The following is a 20,587-nucleotide window of genomic DNA, read 5'->3' as shown; positions in this document are numbered from 1 at the left end:
CCGGTTCAAGCGCTCCGCTTCAACTCCATATTCTGCTCCGCCTCCTTCAGGGCGGTCTCCCGCTCTGCGATATAATCGCGGGTCAGGGGCACAACGTCGTTGCGCCGGGCGAGCTGGAACTGGAACACCACCGCATCCTGCCAGCGGAAGGCGGATTCGGACATGGCGAGGTAGCATTCCCACATCCGGCAGAAACGCTCGTCGTAGAGGCGCAGCACCTCCTCGCGATGAGCTATGAAGCGCTCGCGCCAAGCCTTCAACGTGAAGGCATAGTGCAGACGCAGGATCTCGACATCCGTTACCGCCAGTCCTGCGTGCTCGATGGCGGGCATTATCTCCGACAGAACGGGCAGGTGCCCGCCGGGGAAGATGTACTTGGTGATCCAGGGATTGGTCGGATAGGGCGTGCCCGATCGCCCGATGGTGTGGAGGAGCATGACGCCGTCCGCCTTCAGGAGATTCCGGCAGGTCTGGAAATAAGCGTCATAGGAAGATACGCCCACATGCTCGAACATGCCGACCGAGACGATCCGGTCGAACGAGCCCTTCGTGAGGCGATAGTCCTGAAGCTCGAACTGCACCCGATCCTGAAGGCAGGCCGTGGCGGATCGCTTGCGCGAAACCTCCAACTGTTCCTCCGAGAGCGTGACGCCCTTGACCGAGCCTGCTCCGGCAACCTGAGCGAGATAGAGCCCCATACCGCCCCAGCCCGAGCCGATGTCCAGGATGCTCTGGCCTGGATCAACCATCAATTTGGCCGCGATGTGCCGCTTCTTGGCCATCTGGGCCTCTTCGAGGCTCACATCCGGATCGTCGAAATAGGCGCAGGAATACTGTCGGTCGCTGTCGAGGAAGAGGGAATAAAGCCGACCGTCGAGGTCGTAATGGTGGGCGACGTTGCGCTTGGACCGGGCCGCATTGTTCTCGGCACGGCGCATCATCCTGGCGCGGATCTTGCGCAGGCGATGGAGAGGGAGCTCGTCGAGTTCCCCATGGGTATCCTGGAGAAGGAGCTGGAGCAGGTCGAGGATGGTGCCGTTCTCGATGACGAGGCGACCCTCCACGAACAATTCACCGAGCTTCAGTTCCGGATGAAGGCAGAGCGCCATCTGGGCCGGGGCGTCCGTGAAGCGGATCGATACCTGGGGTTCAGTCCCGTCTCCGAAGGTGAAACGCCGGCCACCGGCCGTCGTCATCTCCAGGGAGCCGTGTTTCACGGCCCGCGTGAATGCAAGATCGAGAAGCTTCTCCGACAGCATGGCAACAATCCCCGCGCCGTTGATCTCCCAGCGCATCGGACGGAAAAGTGGCCCCGGTTTTCCGCATTGGACGATGCGCTCTTCAAGAGAGGCATCGGAGCCGATCCCAAAAGTGGATTCCACTTTTGGGTCCGATGCCCTGCCAGGGATTCTTGCTCATTGTGGAAAAATTTCCAGCCCCCCAGCTATGCGCCGCTCGCGCCGAAGACCCGCGCGAAGATCGTATCCACATGCTTGTAGTGGTAGCCGAGGTCGAAGCAGGCCGCGATCTCGTCCGCCGGCAGGTACTTCGTCACGTCGGCATCGTTCTTCAGAAGGGTGAGGAAGTCGCCTTCGCCGCGCCAGACAGGCATGGCATTGCGCTGGACGAGCCGATAGGCGTCCTCGCGGGAGGCGCCCTTTTGGGTCAGCGCCAGAAGAACCCGCTGCGAGTGAACGAGACCGCCGAGGCGGTCCAGGTTCTTCTGCATGTTCTCTGGATAGACCACGAGCTTGTCGATGACGTTGGTGAGGCGGGCGAGCGCGAAGTCCAGGGTTACGGTCGCGTCGGGACCGATCATGCGCTCGACGGAGGAATGGGAGATGTCCCGCTCGTGCCAGAGCGCCACGTTCTCCATTGCCGGCATGGCATAGGCCCGGACCATGCGGGCAAGTCCCGTCAGGTTTTCGGTGAGCACCGGATTGCGCTTGTGCGGCATGGCGGACGAGCCCTTCTGGCCCGCCGAGAAGAACTCTTCCGCCTCCAGAACTTCGCTGCGCTGCAGATGGCGCACTTCCGTGGCCAGCCGCTCGATGGAGGAAGCGATGACGCCGAGCGTTGCGAAATACATTGCGTGCCGGTCGCGGGGAATGACCTGGGTCGAGACCGGCTCGACGGACAGGCCCATCTGCTCGGCCACATATTCTTCGACGCTCGGGTCGATATTGGCGAAGGTTCCGACGGCGCCGGAGATGGCGCAGGTGGAGATCTCCCGCTGCGCCTCGATCAGCCGGACCTTGCAGCGCTCGAACTCCGCATAGGCTTGGGCAAGCTTGAGGCCGAAGGTGGTGGGCTCGGCGTGAATCCCGTGGGAGCGGCCGATGGTCGGCGTCATCTTGTGCTCGAAGGCGCGGCGCTTGATGGCGGCGAGGAGCTCGTCGAGATCACGCAGCAGAAGGTCGGAGGCGCGGGCGAGCTGCACGTTGAAGGTGGTGTCGAGCACGTCCGAGGAGGTCATGCCCTGATGGACGAAGCGCGCCTCGGGACCAACGATCTCGGCCAGATGGGTGAGGAAGGCGATGACGTCATGCTTCACCTCGCGCTCGATGGCGTCGATCCGCTCCACGTCGAAGGTGGCCTTGGAGCCCTTCTCCCAGACCGTCTCCGCTGCCTCCTTGGGCACGACGCCGAGATTGGCGAGTGCCGTGGTGGCATGGGCTTCGATCTCGAACCAGATGCGGAACTTGGTTTCCGGCGACCAGATGGCCACCATCTCGGGACGGCTGTAACGGGGGATCACAAGTCTTCTCCTGCCTGCGGGCGCCGCACTCTTCCAACTTGCCTTGGAGAGGCATGAGCAACCGGGTTGGCCTGAACGGTCGGATCGAGGCTGACGATCTTGGCCTGATCGCTATTGGATGCACGTCTCGAATTCAAGCGCATTCCCACATCGAAAGCGTCCAAGCCCTGCGCGTCTTCGGGCCGAAGATCAAGCTTGAACTTGTCTTGATTTTGCCTCAAACGCCTGTTTGAAAATCATACGTGCGTTTTATTTCTGATGAGGAACCCGCATGCGTGCCGCCTTCAAGAGAGTCATTGGCAAGGTTGCCGAGATCGGCGAAAAGCTCGTCCTGCAGATCACGGTCTCCATAGCCGCGACGGTCTGTGTCGCGGCGATCACGAACACCTATCTGGGCAACAGAACGGATGAAGTGGCCGTTGCACCTCAGGAACTGTCACACGCCGAGCCGCACCTCGTGGCGAACCTCCTGCAGGCGAATTTCGTTGCCGATGGCTTCCGCTCCCGGGTCGCGAGCGTCGACGAATTCGCAGCCGTCTTCGGGCCGAACGAGACCCTCGCCTTCTCGCCGCCGATCGCACGCGAGTGGTCCGTTGCGACGGCCGATCTGAAATCCGACACGCCGGCTCAGCCGAAGTCGCGGCAGGTCGTTGCCTCCGCGTGCGCCGACGAGTGCAGCCGTCTTCCGGTCACCGGTATCCTTCCTCCGGTTCGCCCTGCCGTCGATCAAGCCGTCGAAGTCGCGCAGGCCACCGTGCCCTTAGCGGAAGTCCCCGAGCAGCAGTCGTTACAGCTTCTGGGCGTCTCGCTGCCGAACCTTGTCCCATCGCCTGGGCGGATCCTTACGACAGTGACGTCCTGGGGCGGAACCCTGGCCGATCTCGTACTGAAATGAGCCGCGCCTCCGAGCGAACCAGGGAGGCTCTGGTCGAGGCCGCCGCCGTCGTGTTCGCCGAGAAGGGATACGAGGGCGGCTCGGTCCGCGATATCACCCGCAGGGCCCACGCGAACCAGGCCGCGATCAACTACCATTTCGGCGGCAAGGAAGGCCTTTACCGGGAAGTGCTGCGCATGGCCTTTGCGGCCTTGAAGGAATCCGACGTCTTGGACGCCGAAAGGCTGGATTCGCTAGAGCCTACGGAGGCGTTGCGGCTCTTCGTGCGGCAGATGCTTCTGCCGCTCCTGAAACGCAGCGTCCTGGCCCGCTACATCAAGATCCTGAACTGGGAGATCCTGCAGCGGACGGACATCTTCCAGGACTTGGCCATGGCGGAGAACGCGTCGCTGGTCACGTCTGCGGAGCGGCTCGTGCGTCGGTTCCTGGGGGAGAGCGCCAGTGCCGAAGAAGTGGCGGTGGCGAGCCTGTGGCTCCTCCACCAGGGCTTTATTTTCGTTCGGGATTACGAATATCTCACCCGTCCACCGCATAACCTGAAGGTCGACGACAGCTTCGTCGAACGTCTGGCCGATTTCCTCACCCGCCTTCTCGCATCCGGTCTGGCCGGAGTGAGGTCCTGAAAACGCCAGTCGGTCTCAACGCGCCTTTGCCGCCGCCTCGCGAACGGCCGCCATGTTGGCCGCATAGGCCGAGGGGCCGCCCTTGAATGTGGCGGAACCGGCGACGAGCACATTGGCCCCGGCTTCGGCCACCAGCGGAGCGGTCTCGGCGGTCACGCCGCCGTCGATCTCGATATCGATGTTCCGGTCGCCGACCATCTCCTTGATCCGGCGCAGCTTGGTGCAGACGGAGGGGATGAAAGCCTGCCCGCCGAAACCGGGGTTGACCGTCATCAAAAGGATCAGGTCGACGTCGTCGATCACAGGCTCGATCGAGCCTTCATGAGTTCCGGGATTGAGGACGATGCCGGCCTTCTTGCCGAGCTTTCGGATGGTCTGAAGCGAGCGATGCAGGTGCGGTCCCGCCTCGGCGTGGATGCTGATGATGTCCGCGCCCGCCTTGGCGAAAGCCTCGAGATAGGGATCGACCGGCGCGATCATCAGGTGAACGTCAAAGGGCTTGGACGTATGAGGACGCAGCGCCTTCACCACATCGGGGCCGATGGTGATGTTCGGCACGAAATGCCCGTCCATCACGTCGATATGAATCCAGTCCGCACCGGCAGCGTCGATGGCGCGGATTTCCTCACCGAGCTTGGAGAAGTCGGAGGCGAGGATGGAGGGGGCGATGAGAAGGGGGCGTGTCATGCCGCGCCGGTAGCACGAGCCTTTTCCGGCCGCAACGGGGCATTGCGCCACGACGGCTGTCATCAACCAATCTAAGACCACTTGGCTGGGGAGAGGCCGTTCCGTGACAGGAAATCCATGGACGGCCTCGATCCAACGGGAGTAAAGATGGCCTCGTCACAAAGGATACGAGCTCGCTATCCTTGATCGGAAGCGACTTTGAACGGGGCTGAGCTTTCATGCGTAAGGATGTGGTTGTTCTTGGGGCCGGCATCGTCGGCGTGTCGATTGCCGTGCATCTGCAGAAACGTGGACGGTCGGTCCTGCTGGTCGACAAGCGCAAGCCCGGCGAGGAGACCTCCTTCGGCAATGCGGGCCTGATCCAGCGCGAAGGCGTCTATCCTTACGGCTTCCCGCACGATTTCGGCGCCCTGCTGCGCTACGCCCTGAACAACACCATCGATGCTCATTATCATTGGGCGGCGATTCCGAAGCTCGCCCCCTTCCTGTGGCAGTACTGGATGCACTCGCGTCCCGCCCAGCACAAGGCGATCGCGCGGATGTATGCGCCTCTCATCGAGCGCAGCGTCACCGAGCATATGGCGCTGGCGGAGGAATCCGGCTCCACGCACCTGATCCGCCCGACCGGCTGGATGAAGGTGTTCCGCGACGAGAAGAGCCGCGATGAGCAGTTCAAGGACGCGGAAGATGTGAAGCGCGATTTCGGCGTCAACTTCGATGCGCTCGATACCAGGGCCGTCGCCGAGCGCGAGCCGCACCTCAAGGTGGAGACGAAGGGCGGTATCCATTGGACCGATCCTGCCTCGGTCTCCGATCCTCACATGCTGACCATGGGTTATGTCGGCCTGTTCGAGCGCCTTGGCGGCGAACTGGCATCCGGCGATGCCAGGACGCTCGAGGAAACGGCAACCGGCTGGCGCGTCCAGACGGAGAAGGGACCGGTCGAGGCCGGAGCCGTCGTCATCGCTCTGGGTGCCTGGGCAGATGTGATCACGACAAAACTCGGATATGACCTGCCACTTGCCGTCAAGCGCGGCTACCACATGCACTACAAGTCGGCGGGCAATGCGGTGCTCAACCGGCCGACGCTGGATTTCGACCGGGGCTATTTCCTGGCGCCCATGTCGAAGGGCATCCGCCTCACGACCGGCGCGGAATTCGCCAACCGCGACGCGCCGAAGACCCCGGTCCAGCTGCAGCGTGCCGAGCCGATCGCGCGGGAGTTCTTCCCGCTCGGCGAGCGGGTCGATCCGGAGCCGTGGATGGGCATGCGTCCCTGCACGCCGGACATGATGCCGATCATCGGCAAGGCCCCCCGGCACAAGAACCTCTGGTTCGGCTTCGGCCACGCCCATCACGGCCTGACCCTCGGCCCGGTAACCGGACGGCTTTTGGCCGAAATGATCACGGGCGAGACGCCGGTCGTCGATCCGAAGCCCTATCGGGCAGAGCGGTTTTAAGCGCGCGGGAACCGGTCCCCCCAGGCCGGCTGCGCGCCCGGATAGGGCAGGGCCGTTGCCTCGTAGACGCCGCGCGCAATGGCGCGGGTGAGGCAGTCGGCTGCCAATGCGGTGAGTTCCGTGAACTCCGCCGCTTCGTCCCGGAGTGGCTTGCAGCCCGTGGCGGCGGCGAAGATCGTGTCGCCGTCGAAGAGCGCGTGGGAGAAGCGCAAGGCCCGCGCGAGACCTGCATGGGCCGCGATGGCAAGGCGCTTCGCCTGAGCCTTCGTCAGAACGGCATCGGTCGCGATGAGCGCGATGGTGGTGGCGGGCTGGGGGCCGCCCTTCCAGACGAGCTTGCGCATTTCGGGCGTGATCCGGGCGGGAAGCCCGTGGCCGCCGAACTCGTCACCTTCCTCAAGGCCACCCGCCAGGAAATGCGGGCCATCCCCGATAATTGCCGGGGCCACGCTGTTCACCACGACGAGCGCGCCGACCGCGTGACCGGAGGAGGTCACGGCACTGGTCGAGCCCAGGCCGCCCTTCAGGTTCGCCGTCGTGGCGCCGTATCCGCCGCCGACCGATCCGAGGTCGAAGTCCAAGCCAGCTCGCTGAGCGGCCTCGTACCCGAGCTCCCGGTAAGGCGGATAGCGGCCCCAATCCTTGTTGCCGCCGTTGATGAGATCGAAGATGGACGCCTGCGAGACCAGAGGGACGAGCGCCTCCCTGACGGCAAAGCCGATCCCCTGTTCCCGCAGATAGGCCTGGACGCCGCTCGACGCATCGAGGCCGAAGGCGGAGCCGCCGGAGAGGACGACGCCATGAATGGAGGGCACCATCTTGTCCGGGTCGAGCAGGTCGGTCTCGCGGGTGGCCGGCGCCCCGCCCATGGCAAAGACGGAGGTGACCGCCGGCTCGTCGAAGAGAGCGACGGTGACGCCGGAGCCGAGAGCGGTATCGTGGGCATTGCCGACGCGAAGGCCGGCGACGTCGGTGATGAGATTGCGGCGCTGTGTCATGGGGTGAAGCAAACCGAAAATTCGTGGTCTTCACAAGCTGGAGAACCGGCCTTTCACCGCCTTTCTCAAGCGGACGTGAAAGGATAGAAGGCTTTCATGCTCAATGTTTCTTATCCGGCCGCGGCGCTCGGCGGCCTCATCAGCTTCCTAAGTCCCTGCGTCCTGCCGCTGGTGCCGCCTTACCTGTCCTTCCTGGCTGGCACCACCTTCGACCGCCTGAGCGCGGGCGATGACCGCGCCGTCCGCCAGCGCGCTGTCCTGGCGGCGCTGCTGTTCGTGGCGGGCTTCTCGACCGTCTTCGTGCTGCTGGGCGCGACCGCCTCGGCTCTGGGCCAAGTCATCCGGCAATATCTCGATGTGCTGAGCACGGTGGCGGGCATCGCCATCATCGTGATGGGCCTGCATTTCCTCGGGCTGTTCCGCATCGGGCTGTTCTACCGCGAGGCCCGTTTCAATGTCGCCAGGCCGGTGGGTCTCTGGGGCGCTTATGTCATGGGCCTCGCCTTCGCCTTCGGCTGGACGCCCTGCATCGGTCCGGTCCTGGCGGCGATCCTGACCGTGGCGGGCTCCGAGGACAGCGTCTCCCACGGAGCCTTGCTGCTCGCCGCCTATTCGGCTGGCCTCGGCATTCCCTTCCTGGTGGCGGCCTTCGCCATGAAGCCCTTCGTGGCGCTCCTGAAGCGCATGCGCTCGCGCTTCGCCATGGTCGAGAAGGTCATGGGCGTCCTTCTTGTCCTCACCGGCATCGCGTTTCTCACCGGCTGGATCACCAACATGTCGTTCTGGCTGCTCGAGACGTTTCCGGCGCTCGGCCTGCTTGGATAAGTCGGCACAGGAATCGGGTCGCTCGAAGGCGCGTTGTCGGTCATCCTGTTGGTCTCACACGGAGATCGCTCATGCCCTTCCAAGTCCGCGGCCTCGAGGCCGAGCCGTTTGCACCGCTGTTCCAACTGAACGATGCCGACCTTGCGGCCATCGGCGCCCACCGGGTCTATGCCGATGAGGCCGATGCCTATCCCTGCCGGGTGTCGCTGACGCGGGTCTCAGTCGGGGAGGAGCTTCTGCTGCTCAACCACGCCCATCAGACGACCTCGACCTCACCCTATCGCGCAACGGGGCCGATCTTCGTCAGCCGGTCCGCGAAGACGGGGGCGTATCGGGGGGAATTGCCGCCGATGCTGCGGGACCGGCTTCTATCCCTGCGCGCCTACGATGCCAATGCCTTCATCGTCGATGCCGAGGTGGCCGAGGGTGGGGACGTTCTGCAGATGATCGAGCGGTTCTTCGTCAATCCCCAGGTGGCGCATATCGATGCCCATTTCGCCCGGCGCGGCTGCTTCGCGGCCCGGATCGAGCGGGCCTGATCAATTCTCGTTTCGGAACGAATGTCCCGCGTCCTCAAGAGCCGCGACAGCCTTCTCCGTATCTGCCGTCTTCACCAGCACGTAATCGGTGCTGAAGGTCGAGGTGGCGAAGATGCCGATGCCGGCTCCGGCCAGAGGAGCGAGGACGGAGGCCAGGATGCCTGGAACGCTGAAATCGAAGCTCTGCTCGATCCGAAAGCAGCGCCAGCCTGCATCGATCTCGGCCTCGGGCGGGGCCTGATCGAGCGGACAGACGAGGGTCGTTTCCTCGGCCGCCTGGACCAGAAGCGCGAAGGGGGACGGCGGCGGAGCCGCGACGGATGTGCCTGCCGGGAAGCGGCAGACCGCATAGGATGCTTCGAGCAGGGACAAACTGAGAGCGGGCATGGTCAAGACATTCCTGAGGCTGGCTGGAAACTCACATCCTTTGTCATCACCGGCCTTGTGCCGGTGATCTCGCTTAAGGAAAGCACAGCGCGTTTCCGAATCGGGATGGCCGGGACAGGCCCGGCCATGACGTCCGAGTTGGGCCGGGAAGCCCCCGGTTTCCTATTCTTGGCCGGATCTCGAGCGATACACCATGAGAAAACCCGCCCTGTTGCCAGGGCGGGTTTCGGATCGTTGGCCTGTGGCCGTCGATTACATGGCGAGTTCGTTGCCGGAGTAATCGATCTTGCCGTCGGCGCCCTTCTTCCAGACGTACATGATGTAGTCCGGACGGGTGATGTCGCCCTTCTTGTCGAAGGAGATGTCGCCGATGACGGTCTTGAAGGGCTTGCCCGACTTCATGGCGTCGGAAACCTTCTTGCCGTCCGTGCTGCCGGCCTGCTTTGCTGCCTCGGCCAGGATCTGCGTCGCAGCATAGGAGTAGAGCGTGTAGGCTTCCGGCTCGTAGTTCTTGGCCTTGAACTTGGCCACGGCGTCCTTCGCGTTCGGGTTCTTGCGCGGATCCGGCGAGAAGGTCATGAGGGTGCCTTCGGCGCCCGGGCCGGCGATCGAGACGAACTCGGCCGACACGATGCCGTCACCCGACATGAGCGGGGCGTTGAGGCCCTGGTCGCGCATCTGGCGGATGATGAGGCCGGCTTCCGTGTGGAGGCCGCCGAAGTAGACGACATCGACGCCGGCCTGCTTCAGCTTCGAGACGAGAGCGGAATAATCCTTCTCGCCCGGGTTCACGCCTTCATAGACGACTTCCTTCAGGCCCTTTGCGTTCATGGCCTTCTGGGTCTCGTCGGCAAGGCCCTTTCCGTAAGGGGTCTTGTCGTGAACGACGGCAACCTTCTTGCCCTTGAACTTGTCGGCGAGATAGCCGCCGGCAACAAGGCCCTGCTGGTCGTCGCGACCGCAGGTGCGGAACGTGTTCCACATGCCGCGCTCGGTAAATTGCGGGTTGGTCGAGGCCGGGGTGACCTGGACGATGCCAGCTTCTTCATAGACCTGCGAGGCCGGGATCGAGACGCCGGAGTTGAAGTGGCCGACGACGAACTTCACGCCTTCAGCGGCGAACTTGTTCGCCACCGACACGCCCTGCTTGGGGTCGGATACATCGTCGCCGACGACGATCTGCAGCTTCTGGCCATTGATGCCGCCAGCTGCGTTGATGTCTTCGACGGCCTGCTCGACGCCGTTCTTCAGCTGGGCGCCGAAAGCCGCGTTCGGGCCGGTAACGGGGCCAGCAACGCCGATTTTGATCTGGGCGCTGGCAGCGCTGGAGAAGGCGAGGCCAAGACCAAGCGCCACGCCGGTCAACAGCATTTTTTTCATGAGGTCACTCCTCTGGGTGGTTTTATAGGCCCCTCTTCCTTGTGGGGCCGGTTTGGCGGGGGGACCCCGCCTTCCGCGGAACATCATGCTTGTTTTTAAGCGGATGTCACCTGGGAATCTTTTTGGCTTAGCCCTTGGTAGCAGACGCCTTTTCCCGCCAGGAAAACGGTCCGGTCCGCTCGTAGAGCCAGCGATATTGGGCGGTCATCATGCGGGCGCGGCGGTACTGGAAACCGAGCGCCCCGATGATCAGCAGCACGATGGTGTCGACGGCATAATAATGGATCGACACCAGCGTTCCCCCGAACAGAGCGAAGTGGATGAAGCGTACCGCTGCGCCCAGGATGAACAGGTAGAGGATCAGGGTCCAGAAGGGGCGCCAGGTGAGGGCGATGGCCCGACCTGTCATCCAGGCGGCCCAGCCGCCCATGAACACGGTGATGAGGAGAAAGAGCCAGACCGACGGCTCTTCGTAGAGGATGCCCTGCATCAGTGATGCCCCCCTTCGAGATAGGCCGCTCGGACCTGAGGATCTTCGAGCAGTTCCTTGCCGGAGCCGCTCATGGTGATGTTGCCCGTCACCATCACGTAGCCGCGATGGGCCAGCCTGAGGGCATGGTAGGCGTTCTGCTCCACCAGGAAGACGGTCATGCCGTCCTGCTCGTTCAGCTCTTTGATGATCTGGAAGATCTGCTTCACGATCAGGGGCGCGAGACCGAGGGATGGCTCGTCCAGAAGGAGGAGCTTCGGGCGGCTCATGAGCGCGCGGGCGATGGCCAGCATCTGCTGTTCGCCGCCCGAGAGGGTGCCACCGCGCTGCTGCAGGCGCTCCTTCAGGCGCGGGAACAGGGTGCAGACCCGCTCGAGATCCTGGTCGAAATGGGCCAGTCCATTCATGGACGCGCCCATCTGCAGGTTCTCGAACACCGTCATGCGCGGGAAGATGCGTCGGCCTTCGGGAGACTGGGCGATCGACAGGCGGGCGATCTCGTGGGTCGGCATCTTGGTGATGTCCTTCCCGGCGTAGGTGATCGTGCCCTCGCGAGCGCGCGGGCTGCCAAAGATCGTCATCATCAGCGTGGACTTGCCGGCCCCGTTGGCGCCGATCAACGTGACGATCTCGCCTTCATTGACATCCATGTCCACCCCTTTCAGGGCGATGATGTTGCCGTAATAGGTCTTCACGCCGCGCACGCTGAGAAGCGGCTGGCGGGCGGTGGAGGCTTGAGGGCTCTGCATCGCGATATTTGCTCCAGCGGTGCTCATGCGCCAATCTCCGCTTCGACCTTTTCGATCTCATCGTCGGCCACGCCGAGATAGGCGGCGATGACCTTGGGGTCGTTCCTGACATCGGAGGGCGAGCCGTCCGAGATCTTGATGCCGTAGTCGAGCACCACCACGTGATCCGAGATCTGCATCACGACCGACATGTCGTGCTCGATCAGCAGGATCGAGGTCCCCTGATCCCGGCGGATCGACAGGAGGAGTTCGTTGAGCTCGTGCGACTCGCGTGGGTTGAGGCCCGCCGCCGGCTCGTCGAGGCAGAGCAGCAGCGGGTCCGTGCACATGGCGCGGGCGATCTCCAGGCGGCGCTGGTCGCCGTAGGGCAGGTCGCCGGCCGGGTCGTCGGCCCGGTGGATCAGCCGGGCTTTCTCCAGCCAGAACTTGGCCTTCTCGATGGCCTCCTTCTCAGCCTTGCGGTAGCCACCGATGCCGAGAACGCCGAGGAAGGTGAAGCCGGAGGCGATCATCAGCGGGTTGTGCTGGGCCACCAGCAGGTTCTCGAGCACCGTCATGCCGGAGAACAGACGGATGTTCTGGAAGGTGCGGGCGACCTTGCCCTTCCAGTTGATGTCGTATCCCGGCAGCCGCTCCAGGAGCAGGTGCGAGCCGTCGGGCTTGCGAAGGGCGACCATGCCCTCGGTCGGCTTGTAGAAGCCGGTGATGCAGTTGAAGACCGTGGTCTTGCCCGCACCGTTCGGGCCGATGAGGGCGGTGATGTCGCCGCGCCCGGCCTGGAAGGAGAGGTCGTTGACGGCGACGAGGCCGCCGAAGCGCATCGTGAGATGCTGTACGTCGAGGATGGGATCCTGCAGCCAGCGCATTAGCCGTGTCCTTCCTTCACGAGCGAGCCGGAGATGGCCTTGCGCTCTTTCAAGATCACCGAGGGTTCACGTTCCGAGATCAGGCCGCGTGGACGCCACACCATCATCGCCACCATGCCGGCGCCGAAGAGCAGCAGGCGATACTCGTTCGGATCGAAGCCGGATCCGAAGACGGCCTGCAGGAAGGTCAGGTTGCGCAGGACCTCGGGGCCGCCGACCAGCACGATGGCCGCAATGGCAACGCCGATCTGCGAGCCCATGCCGCCGAGCACCACGATGGCCAGGATGATCGCCGATTCCAGGAAGTTGAAGCTCTCCGGCGAGACGAAGCCCTGGCGGACCGCGAAGAAGGAGCCGGCAAAGCCGCCGAACATGGCGCCGATGGCGAAGGCCGTCAGCTTGGTGTTCGTGGTGTTGATCCCGAGCGAGCGGCAGGCGATCTCGTCCTCGCGCAGGGCTTCCCAGGCACGGCCCACGGGCAGCTTGCGCAGCCGCATGGTGACGAAGTTGGTCAGGAGCGCCAGGAACAAAATGAGATAGTACAGGAAAATCATCCTGTGCATGCCATTGAACTCGAGCCCGAAGGTCGCCGCGAAACCGCCTTCGCCCGCCGTGAACGGGATGCCGAAGAAGGTCGCGCGCGGGATCGAGGAAATGCCGGCGCCGCCGTTGGTCAGGTCCACCCAGTTGATGAGAACGAGGCGGACGATCTCGCCGAAGGCGAGGGTCACGATGGCGAGATAGTCGCCGCGCAGGCGCAGCACGGGGAAGCCCAGGATCATGCCCCAGAAGGCTGCGAGGATGCCGGCGAGGGGCAAGCAGATCCAGAACGACAGGCCGAAGGTGGTCGACAGCAGGGCGTACGAATAGGCCCCGACCGCGTAGAAGGCCACGTAGCCCAGATCGAGCAGGCCGGCGAGGCCGACCACGATGTTGAGGCCCCATCCGAGCATCACATAGGTGAGGATCAGGATGCCCAGATCGACCCAGTAGCGCGACTCGTTCAGTCCGCCCTGGATCAGATAGATCAGGAACGGGAAGGCGAGCGCCACGCCGAGGAAGAAGGGAATGGCGAAACGCGACACGTGCTGGAAGGCGCTCGGCTCCCCATGGACCGGCTCCGTCGCCTGATGGGCGCTGGGCGTCGCCTGGCGGTAGGCCCGCGATGCCGTAAAGGCATGAAGCACGAGGCGCAGGCCGAAGACGATCGCGCAGATGATCGCCACCAGACCCCAGCGAGGCGTGAGGAAGAGATCGGCGCCGGACTGATCCGTTTTGTAGGCCAGGATCGGGATGGACAGACCCAGCATGATCAGGGCCGTCTTGAAGGCGTCCTTGAGGGCGGCGCCCAGGTCGAAGTTCCGCGTCACGGCCTGGGTCTGGCCCGCGGTGGTGATGGAAGGAGCATTCATGTTCGTGGCTCCTTAAACCTTCTCGACCTCAGGCCGTCCGAGGATACCGGAGGGCATGAAGATCAGGACGATGGCGAGGATCGAGAACGCGGCCACATCCTTGTACTCAATCGAGAAGTAGGCCGACCAGAAGACCTCGATCAGGCCGATGATCAGCCCGCCCAGGACGGCGCCCGGGAGCGAGCCGATGCCGCCCAGAACCGCTGCCGTGAAGGCTTTCACGCCCGGCACGAAGCCGTCGTTGAAGCTCACCACGCCATAATACAGCAGATACATGGTGCCGGCGACCGACGCGAGGGCGGCGCCGATGACGAAGGTCAGCGAGATCGTCCGGTCCACGTTGATGCCGAGGAGGGCTGCCATCTTGCGGTCCTGCTCGCAGGCGCGCTGGGCGCGGCCAAGGGAGGTCTTCTGGACGAGATACCAGAAGATCGTCAGCAGCACCGCGGTGACGACCATGATGATGACCTGCTTGTAGGAGAGGGCGACGTTGTAGCCGCTTTCGCCCTGGAACAGGACGATCACGTCCTGGACCATCGGCGGGGTCGGCTTGTTGCGCGCTCCTTGCGCCACCTGGACGAAGTTGGACAGGAAGATCGAGACGCCGATGGCCGAGATCAGCGGCGCCAGGCGGAACGAGCCACGCAGGGGCCGGTAGGCGATGCGCTCGATGGCCCAGCCCCACAGGGAGGTGAGCACCATCGCAATGACGAGCACGATCAGCAGCGCCACCGCGACGGACGAGATCCCGAGCCATGTGGTCAGGATCAGGAAGAAGATGAGCGAGATGAAGGCGGAGAGCATGAAGACGTCGCCGTGGGCGAAGTTCACCATGCCGATGATGCCGAAGACCATCGTATAGCCGATGGCGATGAGGCCGTAGATCGACCCTAGAGTCAGCCCATTGATGAGCTGCTGCACAAAGATTTCCATGTCCTACCCTTGCCCCTCTGGAACGGGGTCATTCTTGGGAAACACTGCAGGAAAGCACGATGCCTGAGCAACGCCAAGCCTGACGTAAGATGCTGGTGTCTCTAGCAAACGGATTTCCGTTCGACAACTTTCTGTTAAGTTTCCTATTACCTCTTATGATGGAATAAGCGGCAAGGGCTGATGCAATACTGTGCAAGGCCGGTTCTGCCTACCGCTTCCAAAGGATAAGGCCAGGGACCATATGGGTTTGAACAGCCTTGTGCTCTGCCTGAAAGAGTGGAAGAGGCTTGTCCCGGATCACGATGTTGAAGTCTCAAGCCACTCCCAATTCAGCCGCCACAGGCGCCACCGGCCCCGATGCCGTTCTCTTTCGGGAGGGCATGAGCCGCGCGGCGGCAGCCGTTCATGTGGTCACAACCGATGGATCGGCCGGACGCGCAGGCTTTACGGCCACGGCGGTTACGCCCGTGACGGACAGCCCGGCCTCGCTCCTGGTCTGCATCAACACGGCCTCACGGTCGGCGCAGGCGCTTCTGGCCAACCGGGTTTTCTGCGTGAATACGTTGAGTGCCGCGGATCTGGCTCTTGCGGACGTCTTCGCGGGACGTTCCAGCCTCCAGGGGCAGGAGCGCTTTACCATCGGTCAATGGGAAAAGCTGGAGACGGGCTCGCCCGCCCTGACGACGAGCCTCGTCGCCTTCGATTGCCGCATCAGCGATGCCCGGGTCGTCGCAACCCACCATGTCATCATCGGCGAGATCGTTCGCATCCGGCTCGGCGAGATGAAGCCGACCCTGATCTATCAAGGACGGCACTACCACAAGCTCTGAAATCTGTGGACAGAAAGCTGAAAGGCCTCCTCACCCGCCGTTGCCGACAAATGAGGAGGCCTCCCGGTCCCGAAGGCCAACAGGATAGCCTTCAGGGGGGCAATGATCGAGGCGGGGTAGGGTTTCAGCTTGGCCGAACATGTCCGTCGGACATGTTCGGCCAAAAGTAAGGGCCCAGCCTTGCCGAGGGATAGCGAAGGGGCCCAAAGTTTTTCGAAGGACTGTAGGTGAACAATACCTCCATTGGGCTAACCCGAAAGGGTTAGGGAAGTTTCAGCGCGGCCGCGGATTTCCGGGCTGGATAAAGAAAAAGCCCTTCACAGGGGACAGTGAAGGGCTTTGAGGGTCTCGAAGACCTGGGGGCATTGGCCTTCGTAAGGAAGTAATGCCGCAACGAAAATTTGGTTCCCAATCATGCGGCGAACACTTGGCCTGAAAGCACGCTCGAAACCTTGTATCAGCATACAAGCTTGGGCGGGAACGAGTCCCGTTTGCGGGTAATCCGGCGATCTCTTGATCGCTTGTCCATTGGCCTTATGTCTTCAGGTTACACCTGACGCAGTCCGTCGAGCCAAGAGGCAGGAGATGTCCGCAAGCCCGAACAGATCCATCCCTGTCCTGGCATCAAATACCCGTCATCGGACTTGCTCCTGCCAAGGAACTTGCTTCTGCCAAGCCATCGAAGCTGCAGGCACTTGTCGTCGAGCGCTCGTCCGATGAACGACATCGCCTTGAAAGGGACATCCCCTCGGACTTCGGGACTTAAGGAAGATAAGGCCTCGCAGGCTCGAGGAGCATCCCATTGGCCTTCGATCGGCGGCGAGATGGGAGAGCGCATTCGTTCCCATGACTGGGCCGCGACATCGCTGGGGCCGATCCAGACCTGGCCGCAGAGCCTGAGGACCATGGTCGATCTCATGCTGGCCTCGCAGCAGCCGGTCTACATTGCCTGGGGGCCTGAGCTGACGTCGCTTTACAACGACAGCTATGTTCCGATCCTTGGAACCAAACACCCGGAGGCGCTTGGAAAGCCCTATCTGGAGGTGTGGCCGGAAATCTGGGACGAGTACCGTCCCATCGTCGCAGCGACGATGGCAGGAGAGGCGCAATATTTCATCGACCGCCTGGTGGCCCTGGCGGGCCGTTCGGGCCGGCCCATGAGTTGGTTCAGCTTCTCCTGGACGCCGGTCCGGGATGAAGCTGGCAGCATTGCCGGCTTTTATTGCGCTGCGACTGAATCAACGGACAAAATACTTACCCAAGATGCCCTGCGAGAGAGCAGGGATGCTGCGCTTCACGAGACCGGAACACGCTATCGCGCCCTCTTCGAGGCGCTCGATCAGGGTTTCTGCATTATTGAACTGGTCTTCGACGAACAGAACCGCCCGGTCGATTATGTGTTCGTCGAGGTCAATCCGGTCTTCGAGGAGCAGACAGGGCTGCGGGATGCGGCTGGCAAAAGCATGCGCTCCCTCCATCCCGAGCACGAGCGTCACTGGTTCGACATCTACGGCCGGGTCGCGCTGACCGGCGAGTCGGCTCGTTTCGACCATAAGGCTTCTTCGCTGGGACGCTGGTACGACGTCGTCGCTTACCGGATCGGCGACCCAGAGCGGCGGTGCGTCGCGATCCTGTTCGATGACATCACCGAGCGAAAGTTGGCCGAGGACGCCCGCCGTGAAAGCGAGGAGCGGCTCAGGCAGGTGCAGGAGGCTGCAAGGATCGGCAGCTTCGAATTCGACCGAAGAACCAGGAAGGCCGTCGCATCGCCGGAGTACCTGGAATTATACGGGCTCCCCGAAAACCTCTCCGGCTTCTTCTCCTACGAGGACTGGATTGCTCTCGTTCATCCGGAGGACCGGCCGTGGATCGAGGCGGAAACGCGGGCCGCCGTCGCCGATCCAACTCGTCGTCAGCTCGATTATGAATTTCGAATCTTTCGCGCCGATACCGGTGAGATGCGTTGGATCACCGCGCGGACCAAGCTCATCCGCGATTCCGGAGGACGCTTCGTGCGTTCGCTCGGCGCTCAATGGGACATAACCGCCGAAAAGGACGCCCAAGCGGCCTTACGGGAGAGTGAACAGCGCTATCGTTCGTTCATCGCGCACAGCACCGAAGGCATTTGGCTTTTGGAGTTCGATCCTCCCCTCGACACGTCCCTGCCGGTCGAGGAGCAGGTCGAGCTTGCCTACCGCAACGGGCGCTTCGTGGAATGCAATGATGCCATGGCCGAAATGTACGGTCTCGCGCGGGCCGAGGACCTGATCGGCAAGACGTTGGAATTTTCATTGCCTTCGTCGAATCCTGAGGCGAGGGCATACCTTGCCGAGGTCATCCTCTCCAGCTACAGCGTGGCCGGCGTCGAGTCGGTCGAGCAGGACGCCTCGGGAAACCGCAAGCACTTCGACAACAGCATGGCCGGCATCGTCGAGGACGGTCAGCTGAAGCGGCTCTGGGGGATCCAGCGCGACATCACCGACCGGAAGCAGGCGGAAGAGCAGCGCACCCTTCTGATCCACGAGCTGAATCATCGGGTGAAGAACACCCTGGCCACCGTCCAGTCCATCGCCTCGCAGACCTTACGCAATGCTCCGACCATGCGGGATGCGAAGGAGGCTCTCGAGGGGCGCCTGATCGCCCTTGCCCGCGCTCATGATGTGCTGACGAGAGAAAGCTGGGAGGGAGCCGAGCTCAAGGATATCGTCGGCCAAGCCATCGCCCCATACACGAGTCGAGATGAGAACCGCTTTCATGTGAGCGGACCCGAGATCCGCTTGTCACCCCGCATGGCTCTGGCCTTGGCCATGGCACTTCAGGAGCTCGCTACCAACGCTGTGAAGTACGGCGCATTGGCGAATGCCACAGGGGAGATCAGGATCACCTGGGATGTCGAGCCGGCCCTGCCCAAGCCCCGCATTCACTTGCGGTGGGAGGAGAGCGGGGGCCCGCCCGTTCGGGCCCCAAACCGCCGGGGCTTCGGCTCCCGGCTGATCGAACGGAGCCTGTCCCAGGACCTCAATGGGATCGCGCGCATCGAGTTTCGCCCCACCGGCATCGTCTGCACCGTGGATGCTCCGCTGGCATAAAATGGAGGAGAGCTCGATACGGACAGGCCTGGAACCTTCGAGGTGGCACCGTCCTTGAAAGACAAGAACCATTCTTCAAGGACATCTCAATGTTCAAGCTTATCAGAAATCTCCTCATCCTTCGGCAGGCCTGGAGGATCGTGAAACGTCGACGTTAACTCCGGAGCAGCTTCCCCTCGAGTGAGGACGCTACTTTCCTCTCGCCGGTCCCGGTGCATAGGGACTCCAGCCCGTGACCTGGATGAAGCCGTCGCGCACGGCGACGACCATGTGCTTGCGGTGCTTGTGGACGAGGGTCCCCGGTCGGTAGCGGTGCTGCTCCTCCCAGCCGGTGGCTTCCCACACGTAGACATAACGGGAATCGATTTGGGCGAAGGCTTCGATGGAGCCGAAGGCGCGGACGGTGCCCAGGACGTCCCGGATGCCTCCCGTCCAGTCGACGGTCCGCTGCGCCTGCGTGATCCGGGGCCAGTAGGTTCCGAGACCCTGGGGTCTCGCTTCGGCCCAGAGCCGGGGAAGATCATCGGCCAGCTGCAGAGAAATCTCCTTGGCAGCGATCTGGCACTTGGCGAGCAGAGTATCGTGCGTCTCCGCGCCGCTTAGGGAGAACCGCTTCTGGGCCACAATGGCGCCCGTGTCGAAGGCGGGCTCGAGCACATGGGCCGTCATGCCCCATTCGGGAAAGCGGTCCAGGATGGCCTGGAAGAGCGGGTAGGGCCCCCGTCCTATCGGGAGCGGGGATGGGTGGAAGTTGATGGCATAGGGCAAATGCCGCTCCCAGCGAGTGATCAGCCAGGGATAGCCTGCCACCACCAGGGCCTCGCAACCCATGGCTTTCAGGCCGGCCAGATCGGCGGGAAGGATCCGCGACATCTGGATCGGCAGCCTCAAGGCGCGGGCGCGGGCGACCGTCATGTCGTTGAAATCGTAGACACTGTCGCAAGGGCGGCTGAAGAGTTTGACCGGCTCCCAGCCCTTGGCGATCAGCGTCTCGAAAACATCTCCGAGAAAATCGATTCCGGCGAAGGCAAAGCGCATTCCCGGTGATCTCCCTCGTCCGGTATTTGCGTTCAGGCTCGCTTCTAGCGCATCGTGCGGACCCAGGGGGCCGCGTCAGCGAAAAGTGGACCCGGTTTCCCGCATCAACGATGCACCAGCCAAGAGGAGGAGCGTCGGATCGATCCTGAAAGTGCAAATCCACTTTCAGGTCCGATGCTCTGCAATCAACGCAAGATCGCGTGGATGTGCAAGTCCGTCGACTTGCAGGAACTTCAGTATGCACTCAAGATTTAGCCTTGAGCATAGGGCAGGAAACCGCCTGTGCCCTTGGGGCGGACACCTGTCGGAAGGGCTCGCTGGAGCTTGAGAGAAGGAGTTCGCATGGTATCCAAGGACTTCATCCGCCAGATGGAAGGCTACGGGCTGACGACCGCCAAGATTCTGTACCGCATGCCGGACCACCCAACCTTCCTGCAGACCTATATCTGGCAGGAATACGATCTGGCTCCCCGCTTTCCCGTCCTCATAGACTTTCTCGATTTCTGGAAACGCGAGCTCGCCGGCCCCTTGCACTCGGTTACGATCACCCATGCGCAACTGATCAAGCCCGCGGAGTTCCGGGCCATCGAGGGAGAAATCAACATTCACTGAGGCGCTTTGACCCCGG

General features: G+C 62.9%; 21 protein-coding genes. 9 read left to right on the top strand and 12 right to left on the bottom strand.

Features of this window, described 5'->3' with window-relative positions; genetic code table 11:
* Positions 1 to 5: 5 nt before the first annotated feature.
* Together ACD578_RS12765 and purB are read right to left on the bottom strand one after the other, a co-directional pair.
* Positions 6 to 1,259, bottom strand: a complete 1,254-nt coding sequence (locus ACD578_RS12765; RefSeq protein ID WP_404293826.1) for a class I SAM-dependent methyltransferase — start codon at positions 1,257 to 1,259, stop codon at positions 6 to 8.
* 185 nt (positions 1,260 to 1,444) lie between these two features.
* A complete protein-coding gene (gene purB / locus ACD578_RS12760) occupies positions 1,445 to 2,758 on the bottom strand; it encodes an adenylosuccinate lyase (RefSeq protein ID WP_404293544.1) in 1,314 nt (437 codons plus the stop codon).
* Positions 2,759 to 2,811: 53 nt separating this feature from the next.
* On the opposite strand from purB, the gene ACD578_RS12755 reads away from it, so the two are divergent.
* From ACD578_RS12755 to ACD578_RS12745, 3 genes are read left to right on the top strand one after another with little or no spacing between them, the layout of a single operon-like run.
* Positions 2,812 to 2,991, top strand: a complete 180-nt coding sequence (locus ACD578_RS12755; RefSeq protein WP_404293541.1) for a hypothetical protein — start codon at positions 2,812 to 2,814, stop codon at positions 2,989 to 2,991.
* 38 nt (positions 2,992 to 3,029) lie between these two features.
* Entirely contained in the window at positions 3,030 to 3,653 is a 624-nt protein-coding gene (locus ACD578_RS12750) for a hypothetical protein (RefSeq protein ID WP_404293539.1), read from the top strand.
* The gene (locus ACD578_RS12745) at positions 3,650 to 4,276 is read left to right on the top strand and encodes a TetR/AcrR family transcriptional regulator (RefSeq protein WP_404293536.1); all 627 of its coding nucleotides are present in this window, start codon (positions 3,650 to 3,652) and stop codon (positions 4,274 to 4,276) included. Before ACD578_RS12750 ends, ACD578_RS12745 begins: the two co-directional genes overlap by 4 nt.
* Positions 4,277 to 4,291: 15 nt before the next feature.
* On the opposite strand, the gene rpe is transcribed toward ACD578_RS12745, so the two are convergent.
* Positions 4,292 to 4,963: a ribulose-phosphate 3-epimerase gene (gene rpe / locus ACD578_RS12740; RefSeq protein WP_404293823.1), complete on the bottom strand. Its 672-nt coding sequence runs from the start codon at positions 4,961 to 4,963 to the stop codon at positions 4,292 to 4,294.
* 218 nt (positions 4,964 to 5,181) lie between these two features.
* On the opposite strand from rpe, the gene ACD578_RS12735 reads away from it, so the two are divergent.
* Complete coding sequence (locus ACD578_RS12735; RefSeq protein WP_404293534.1) at positions 5,182 to 6,423, top strand: NAD(P)/FAD-dependent oxidoreductase; 1,242 nt, start codon at positions 5,182 to 5,184, stop codon at positions 6,421 to 6,423.
* On the opposite strand, the gene ACD578_RS12730 is transcribed toward ACD578_RS12735, so the two are convergent.
* Entirely contained in the window at positions 6,420 to 7,421 is a 1,002-nt protein-coding gene (locus ACD578_RS12730; RefSeq protein ID WP_404293532.1) for a P1 family peptidase, read from the bottom strand. The two genes, ACD578_RS12735 and ACD578_RS12730, sit on opposite strands and share 4 nt — an antisense overlap.
* A 96-nt stretch (positions 7,422 to 7,517) precedes the next feature.
* On the opposite strand from ACD578_RS12730, the gene ACD578_RS12725 reads away from it, so the two are divergent.
* Both ACD578_RS12725 and ACD578_RS12720 read left to right on the top strand, forming a co-directional pair.
* Positions 7,518 to 8,246 (top strand): cytochrome c biogenesis CcdA family protein, encoded by a 729-nt coding sequence (locus ACD578_RS12725; protein WP_404293529.1) that lies wholly within the window; start codon positions 7,518 to 7,520, stop codon positions 8,244 to 8,246.
* A gap of 71 nt (positions 8,247 to 8,317) precedes the next feature.
* Positions 8,318 to 8,785 (top strand): DUF1203 domain-containing protein, encoded by a 468-nt coding sequence (locus ACD578_RS12720; protein WP_404293526.1) that lies wholly within the window; start codon positions 8,318 to 8,320, stop codon positions 8,783 to 8,785.
* On the opposite strand, the gene ACD578_RS12715 is transcribed toward ACD578_RS12720, so the two are convergent.
* The 7 genes from ACD578_RS12715 to ACD578_RS12685 form a co-directional block, all read right to left on the bottom strand.
* On the bottom strand, positions 8,786 to 9,172 hold the full coding sequence (locus tag ACD578_RS12715) for an ACT domain-containing protein (protein WP_404293523.1): 387 nt from the start codon (positions 9,170 to 9,172) through the stop codon (positions 8,786 to 8,788). It abuts the gene before it with no gap.
* A 252-nt stretch (positions 9,173 to 9,424) separates the two neighbouring features.
* Positions 9,425 to 10,552 carry a branched-chain amino acid ABC transporter substrate-binding protein gene (locus ACD578_RS12710; RefSeq protein ID WP_162866282.1) on the bottom strand — a complete coding sequence of 376 codons (1,128 nt, stop codon included), beginning with the start codon at positions 10,550 to 10,552 and terminating at the stop codon, positions 9,425 to 9,427.
* Positions 10,553 to 10,679: 127 nt separating this feature from the next.
* Complete coding sequence (locus ACD578_RS12705; protein WP_152712754.1) at positions 10,680 to 11,042, bottom strand: DUF6867 family protein; 363 nt, start codon at positions 11,040 to 11,042, stop codon at positions 10,680 to 10,682.
* On the bottom strand, positions 11,042 to 11,818 hold the full coding sequence (locus ACD578_RS12700; RefSeq protein WP_404293519.1) for an ABC transporter ATP-binding protein: 777 nt from the start codon (positions 11,816 to 11,818) through the stop codon (positions 11,042 to 11,044). Before ACD578_RS12700 ends, ACD578_RS12705 begins: the two co-directional genes overlap by 1 nt.
* On the bottom strand, positions 11,815 to 12,657 hold the full coding sequence (locus ACD578_RS12695) for an ABC transporter ATP-binding protein (protein WP_404293517.1): 843 nt from the start codon (positions 12,655 to 12,657) through the stop codon (positions 11,815 to 11,817). Before ACD578_RS12695 ends, ACD578_RS12700 begins: the two co-directional genes overlap by 4 nt.
* Entirely contained in the window at positions 12,657 to 14,069 is a 1,413-nt protein-coding gene (gene livM / locus ACD578_RS12690; protein ID WP_274597177.1) for a high-affinity branched-chain amino acid ABC transporter permease LivM, read from the bottom strand. The genes ACD578_RS12695 and livM overlap by 1 nt, the downstream gene beginning before the upstream one ends.
* Positions 14,070 to 14,081: 12 nt before the next feature.
* Positions 14,082 to 15,002 (bottom strand): branched-chain amino acid ABC transporter permease, encoded by a 921-nt coding sequence (locus tag ACD578_RS12685; RefSeq protein WP_404293513.1) that lies wholly within the window; start codon positions 15,000 to 15,002, stop codon positions 14,082 to 14,084.
* A gap of 302 nt (positions 15,003 to 15,304) precedes the next feature.
* Between ACD578_RS12685 and ACD578_RS12680 the strand changes: the two genes are divergently transcribed.
* Both ACD578_RS12680 and ACD578_RS12675 read left to right on the top strand, forming a co-directional pair.
* A complete protein-coding gene (locus ACD578_RS12680; RefSeq protein ID WP_404293510.1) occupies positions 15,305 to 15,832 on the top strand; it encodes a flavin reductase in 528 nt (175 codons plus the stop codon).
* A gap of 824 nt (positions 15,833 to 16,656) precedes the next feature.
* Positions 16,657 to 18,921, top strand: a complete 2,265-nt coding sequence (locus ACD578_RS12675; protein ID WP_404293508.1) for a PAS domain S-box protein — start codon at positions 16,657 to 16,659, stop codon at positions 18,919 to 18,921.
* A gap of 189 nt (positions 18,922 to 19,110) precedes the next feature.
* Here ACD578_RS12675 and ACD578_RS12670 read toward each other — a convergent pair whose 3' ends face one another.
* Entirely contained in the window at positions 19,111 to 19,959 is an 849-nt protein-coding gene (locus tag ACD578_RS12670; protein WP_404293505.1) for a methionyl-tRNA formyltransferase, read from the bottom strand.
* 342 nt (positions 19,960 to 20,301) lie between these two features.
* On the opposite strand from ACD578_RS12670, the gene ACD578_RS12665 reads away from it, so the two are divergent.
* Positions 20,302 to 20,571 (top strand): usg protein, encoded by a 270-nt coding sequence (locus tag ACD578_RS12665; RefSeq protein WP_152712761.1) that lies wholly within the window; start codon positions 20,302 to 20,304, stop codon positions 20,569 to 20,571.
* Positions 20,572 to 20,587: the final 16 nt, after the last annotated feature.

The organism is Microvirga sp. RSM25 (assembly GCF_044784385.1).
GTDB lineage: Bacteria > Pseudomonadota > Alphaproteobacteria > Rhizobiales > Beijerinckiaceae > Microvirga > Microvirga tunisiensis.
Note: the sequence above shows the minus strand (reverse complement) of the source record. Positions and strands in the feature narration are given on the sequence as shown.

Excerpts from the sequence above, each read along its gene's own strand:
- ACD578_RS12765 (WP_404293826.1), bottom strand. The coding sequence starts at position 1,259 with ATGCTGTCGGAGAAGCTTCTCGATCTTGCATTCACGCGGGCCGTGAAA.
- ACD578_RS12755 (WP_404293541.1), top strand. The coding sequence starts at position 2,812 with ATGAGCAACCGGGTTGGCCTGAACGGTCGGATCGAGGCTGACGATCTT.
- ACD578_RS12750 (WP_404293539.1), top strand. The coding sequence starts at position 3,030 with ATGCGTGCCGCCTTCAAGAGAGTCATTGGCAAGGTTGCCGAGATCGGC.
- ACD578_RS12745 (WP_404293536.1), top strand. The coding sequence starts at position 3,650 with ATGAGCCGCGCCTCCGAGCGAACCAGGGAGGCTCTGGTCGAGGCCGCC.
- rpe (WP_404293823.1), bottom strand. The coding sequence starts at position 4,963 with ATGACACGCCCCCTTCTCATCGCCCCCTCCATCCTCGCCTCCGACTTC.
- ACD578_RS12735 (WP_404293534.1), top strand. The coding sequence starts at position 5,182 with ATGCGTAAGGATGTGGTTGTTCTTGGGGCCGGCATCGTCGGCGTGTCG.
- ACD578_RS12730 (WP_404293532.1), bottom strand. The coding sequence starts at position 7,421 with ATGACACAGCGCCGCAATCTCATCACCGACGTCGCCGGCCTTCGCGTC.
- ACD578_RS12725 (WP_404293529.1), top strand. The coding sequence starts at position 7,518 with ATGCTCAATGTTTCTTATCCGGCCGCGGCGCTCGGCGGCCTCATCAGC.
- ACD578_RS12720 (WP_404293526.1), top strand. The coding sequence starts at position 8,318 with ATGCCCTTCCAAGTCCGCGGCCTCGAGGCCGAGCCGTTTGCACCGCTG.
- ACD578_RS12715 (WP_404293523.1), bottom strand. The coding sequence starts at position 9,172 with ATGCCCGCTCTCAGTTTGTCCCTGCTCGAAGCATCCTATGCGGTCTGC.
- ACD578_RS12710 (WP_162866282.1), bottom strand. The coding sequence starts at position 10,552 with ATGAAAAAAATGCTGTTGACCGGCGTGGCGCTTGGTCTTGGCCTCGCC.
- ACD578_RS12705 (WP_152712754.1), bottom strand. The coding sequence starts at position 11,042 with ATGCAGGGCATCCTCTACGAAGAGCCGTCGGTCTGGCTCTTTCTCCTC.
- ACD578_RS12700 (WP_404293519.1), bottom strand. The coding sequence starts at position 11,818 with ATGAGCACCGCTGGAGCAAATATCGCGATGCAGAGCCCTCAAGCCTCC.
- ACD578_RS12695 (WP_404293517.1), bottom strand. The coding sequence starts at position 12,657 with ATGCGCTGGCTGCAGGATCCCATCCTCGACGTACAGCATCTCACGATG.
- livM (WP_274597177.1), bottom strand. The coding sequence starts at position 14,069 with ATGAATGCTCCTTCCATCACCACCGCGGGCCAGACCCAGGCCGTGACG.
- ACD578_RS12685 (WP_404293513.1), bottom strand. The coding sequence starts at position 15,002 with ATGGAAATCTTTGTGCAGCAGCTCATCAATGGGCTGACTCTAGGGTCG.
- ACD578_RS12680 (WP_404293510.1), top strand. The coding sequence starts at position 15,305 with ATGTTGAAGTCTCAAGCCACTCCCAATTCAGCCGCCACAGGCGCCACC.
- ACD578_RS12675 (WP_404293508.1), top strand. The coding sequence starts at position 16,657 with ATGGGAGAGCGCATTCGTTCCCATGACTGGGCCGCGACATCGCTGGGG.
- ACD578_RS12670 (WP_404293505.1), bottom strand. The coding sequence starts at position 19,959 with ATGCGCTTTGCCTTCGCCGGAATCGATTTTCTCGGAGATGTTTTCGAG.
- ACD578_RS12665 (WP_152712761.1), top strand. The coding sequence starts at position 20,302 with ATGGTATCCAAGGACTTCATCCGCCAGATGGAAGGCTACGGGCTGACG.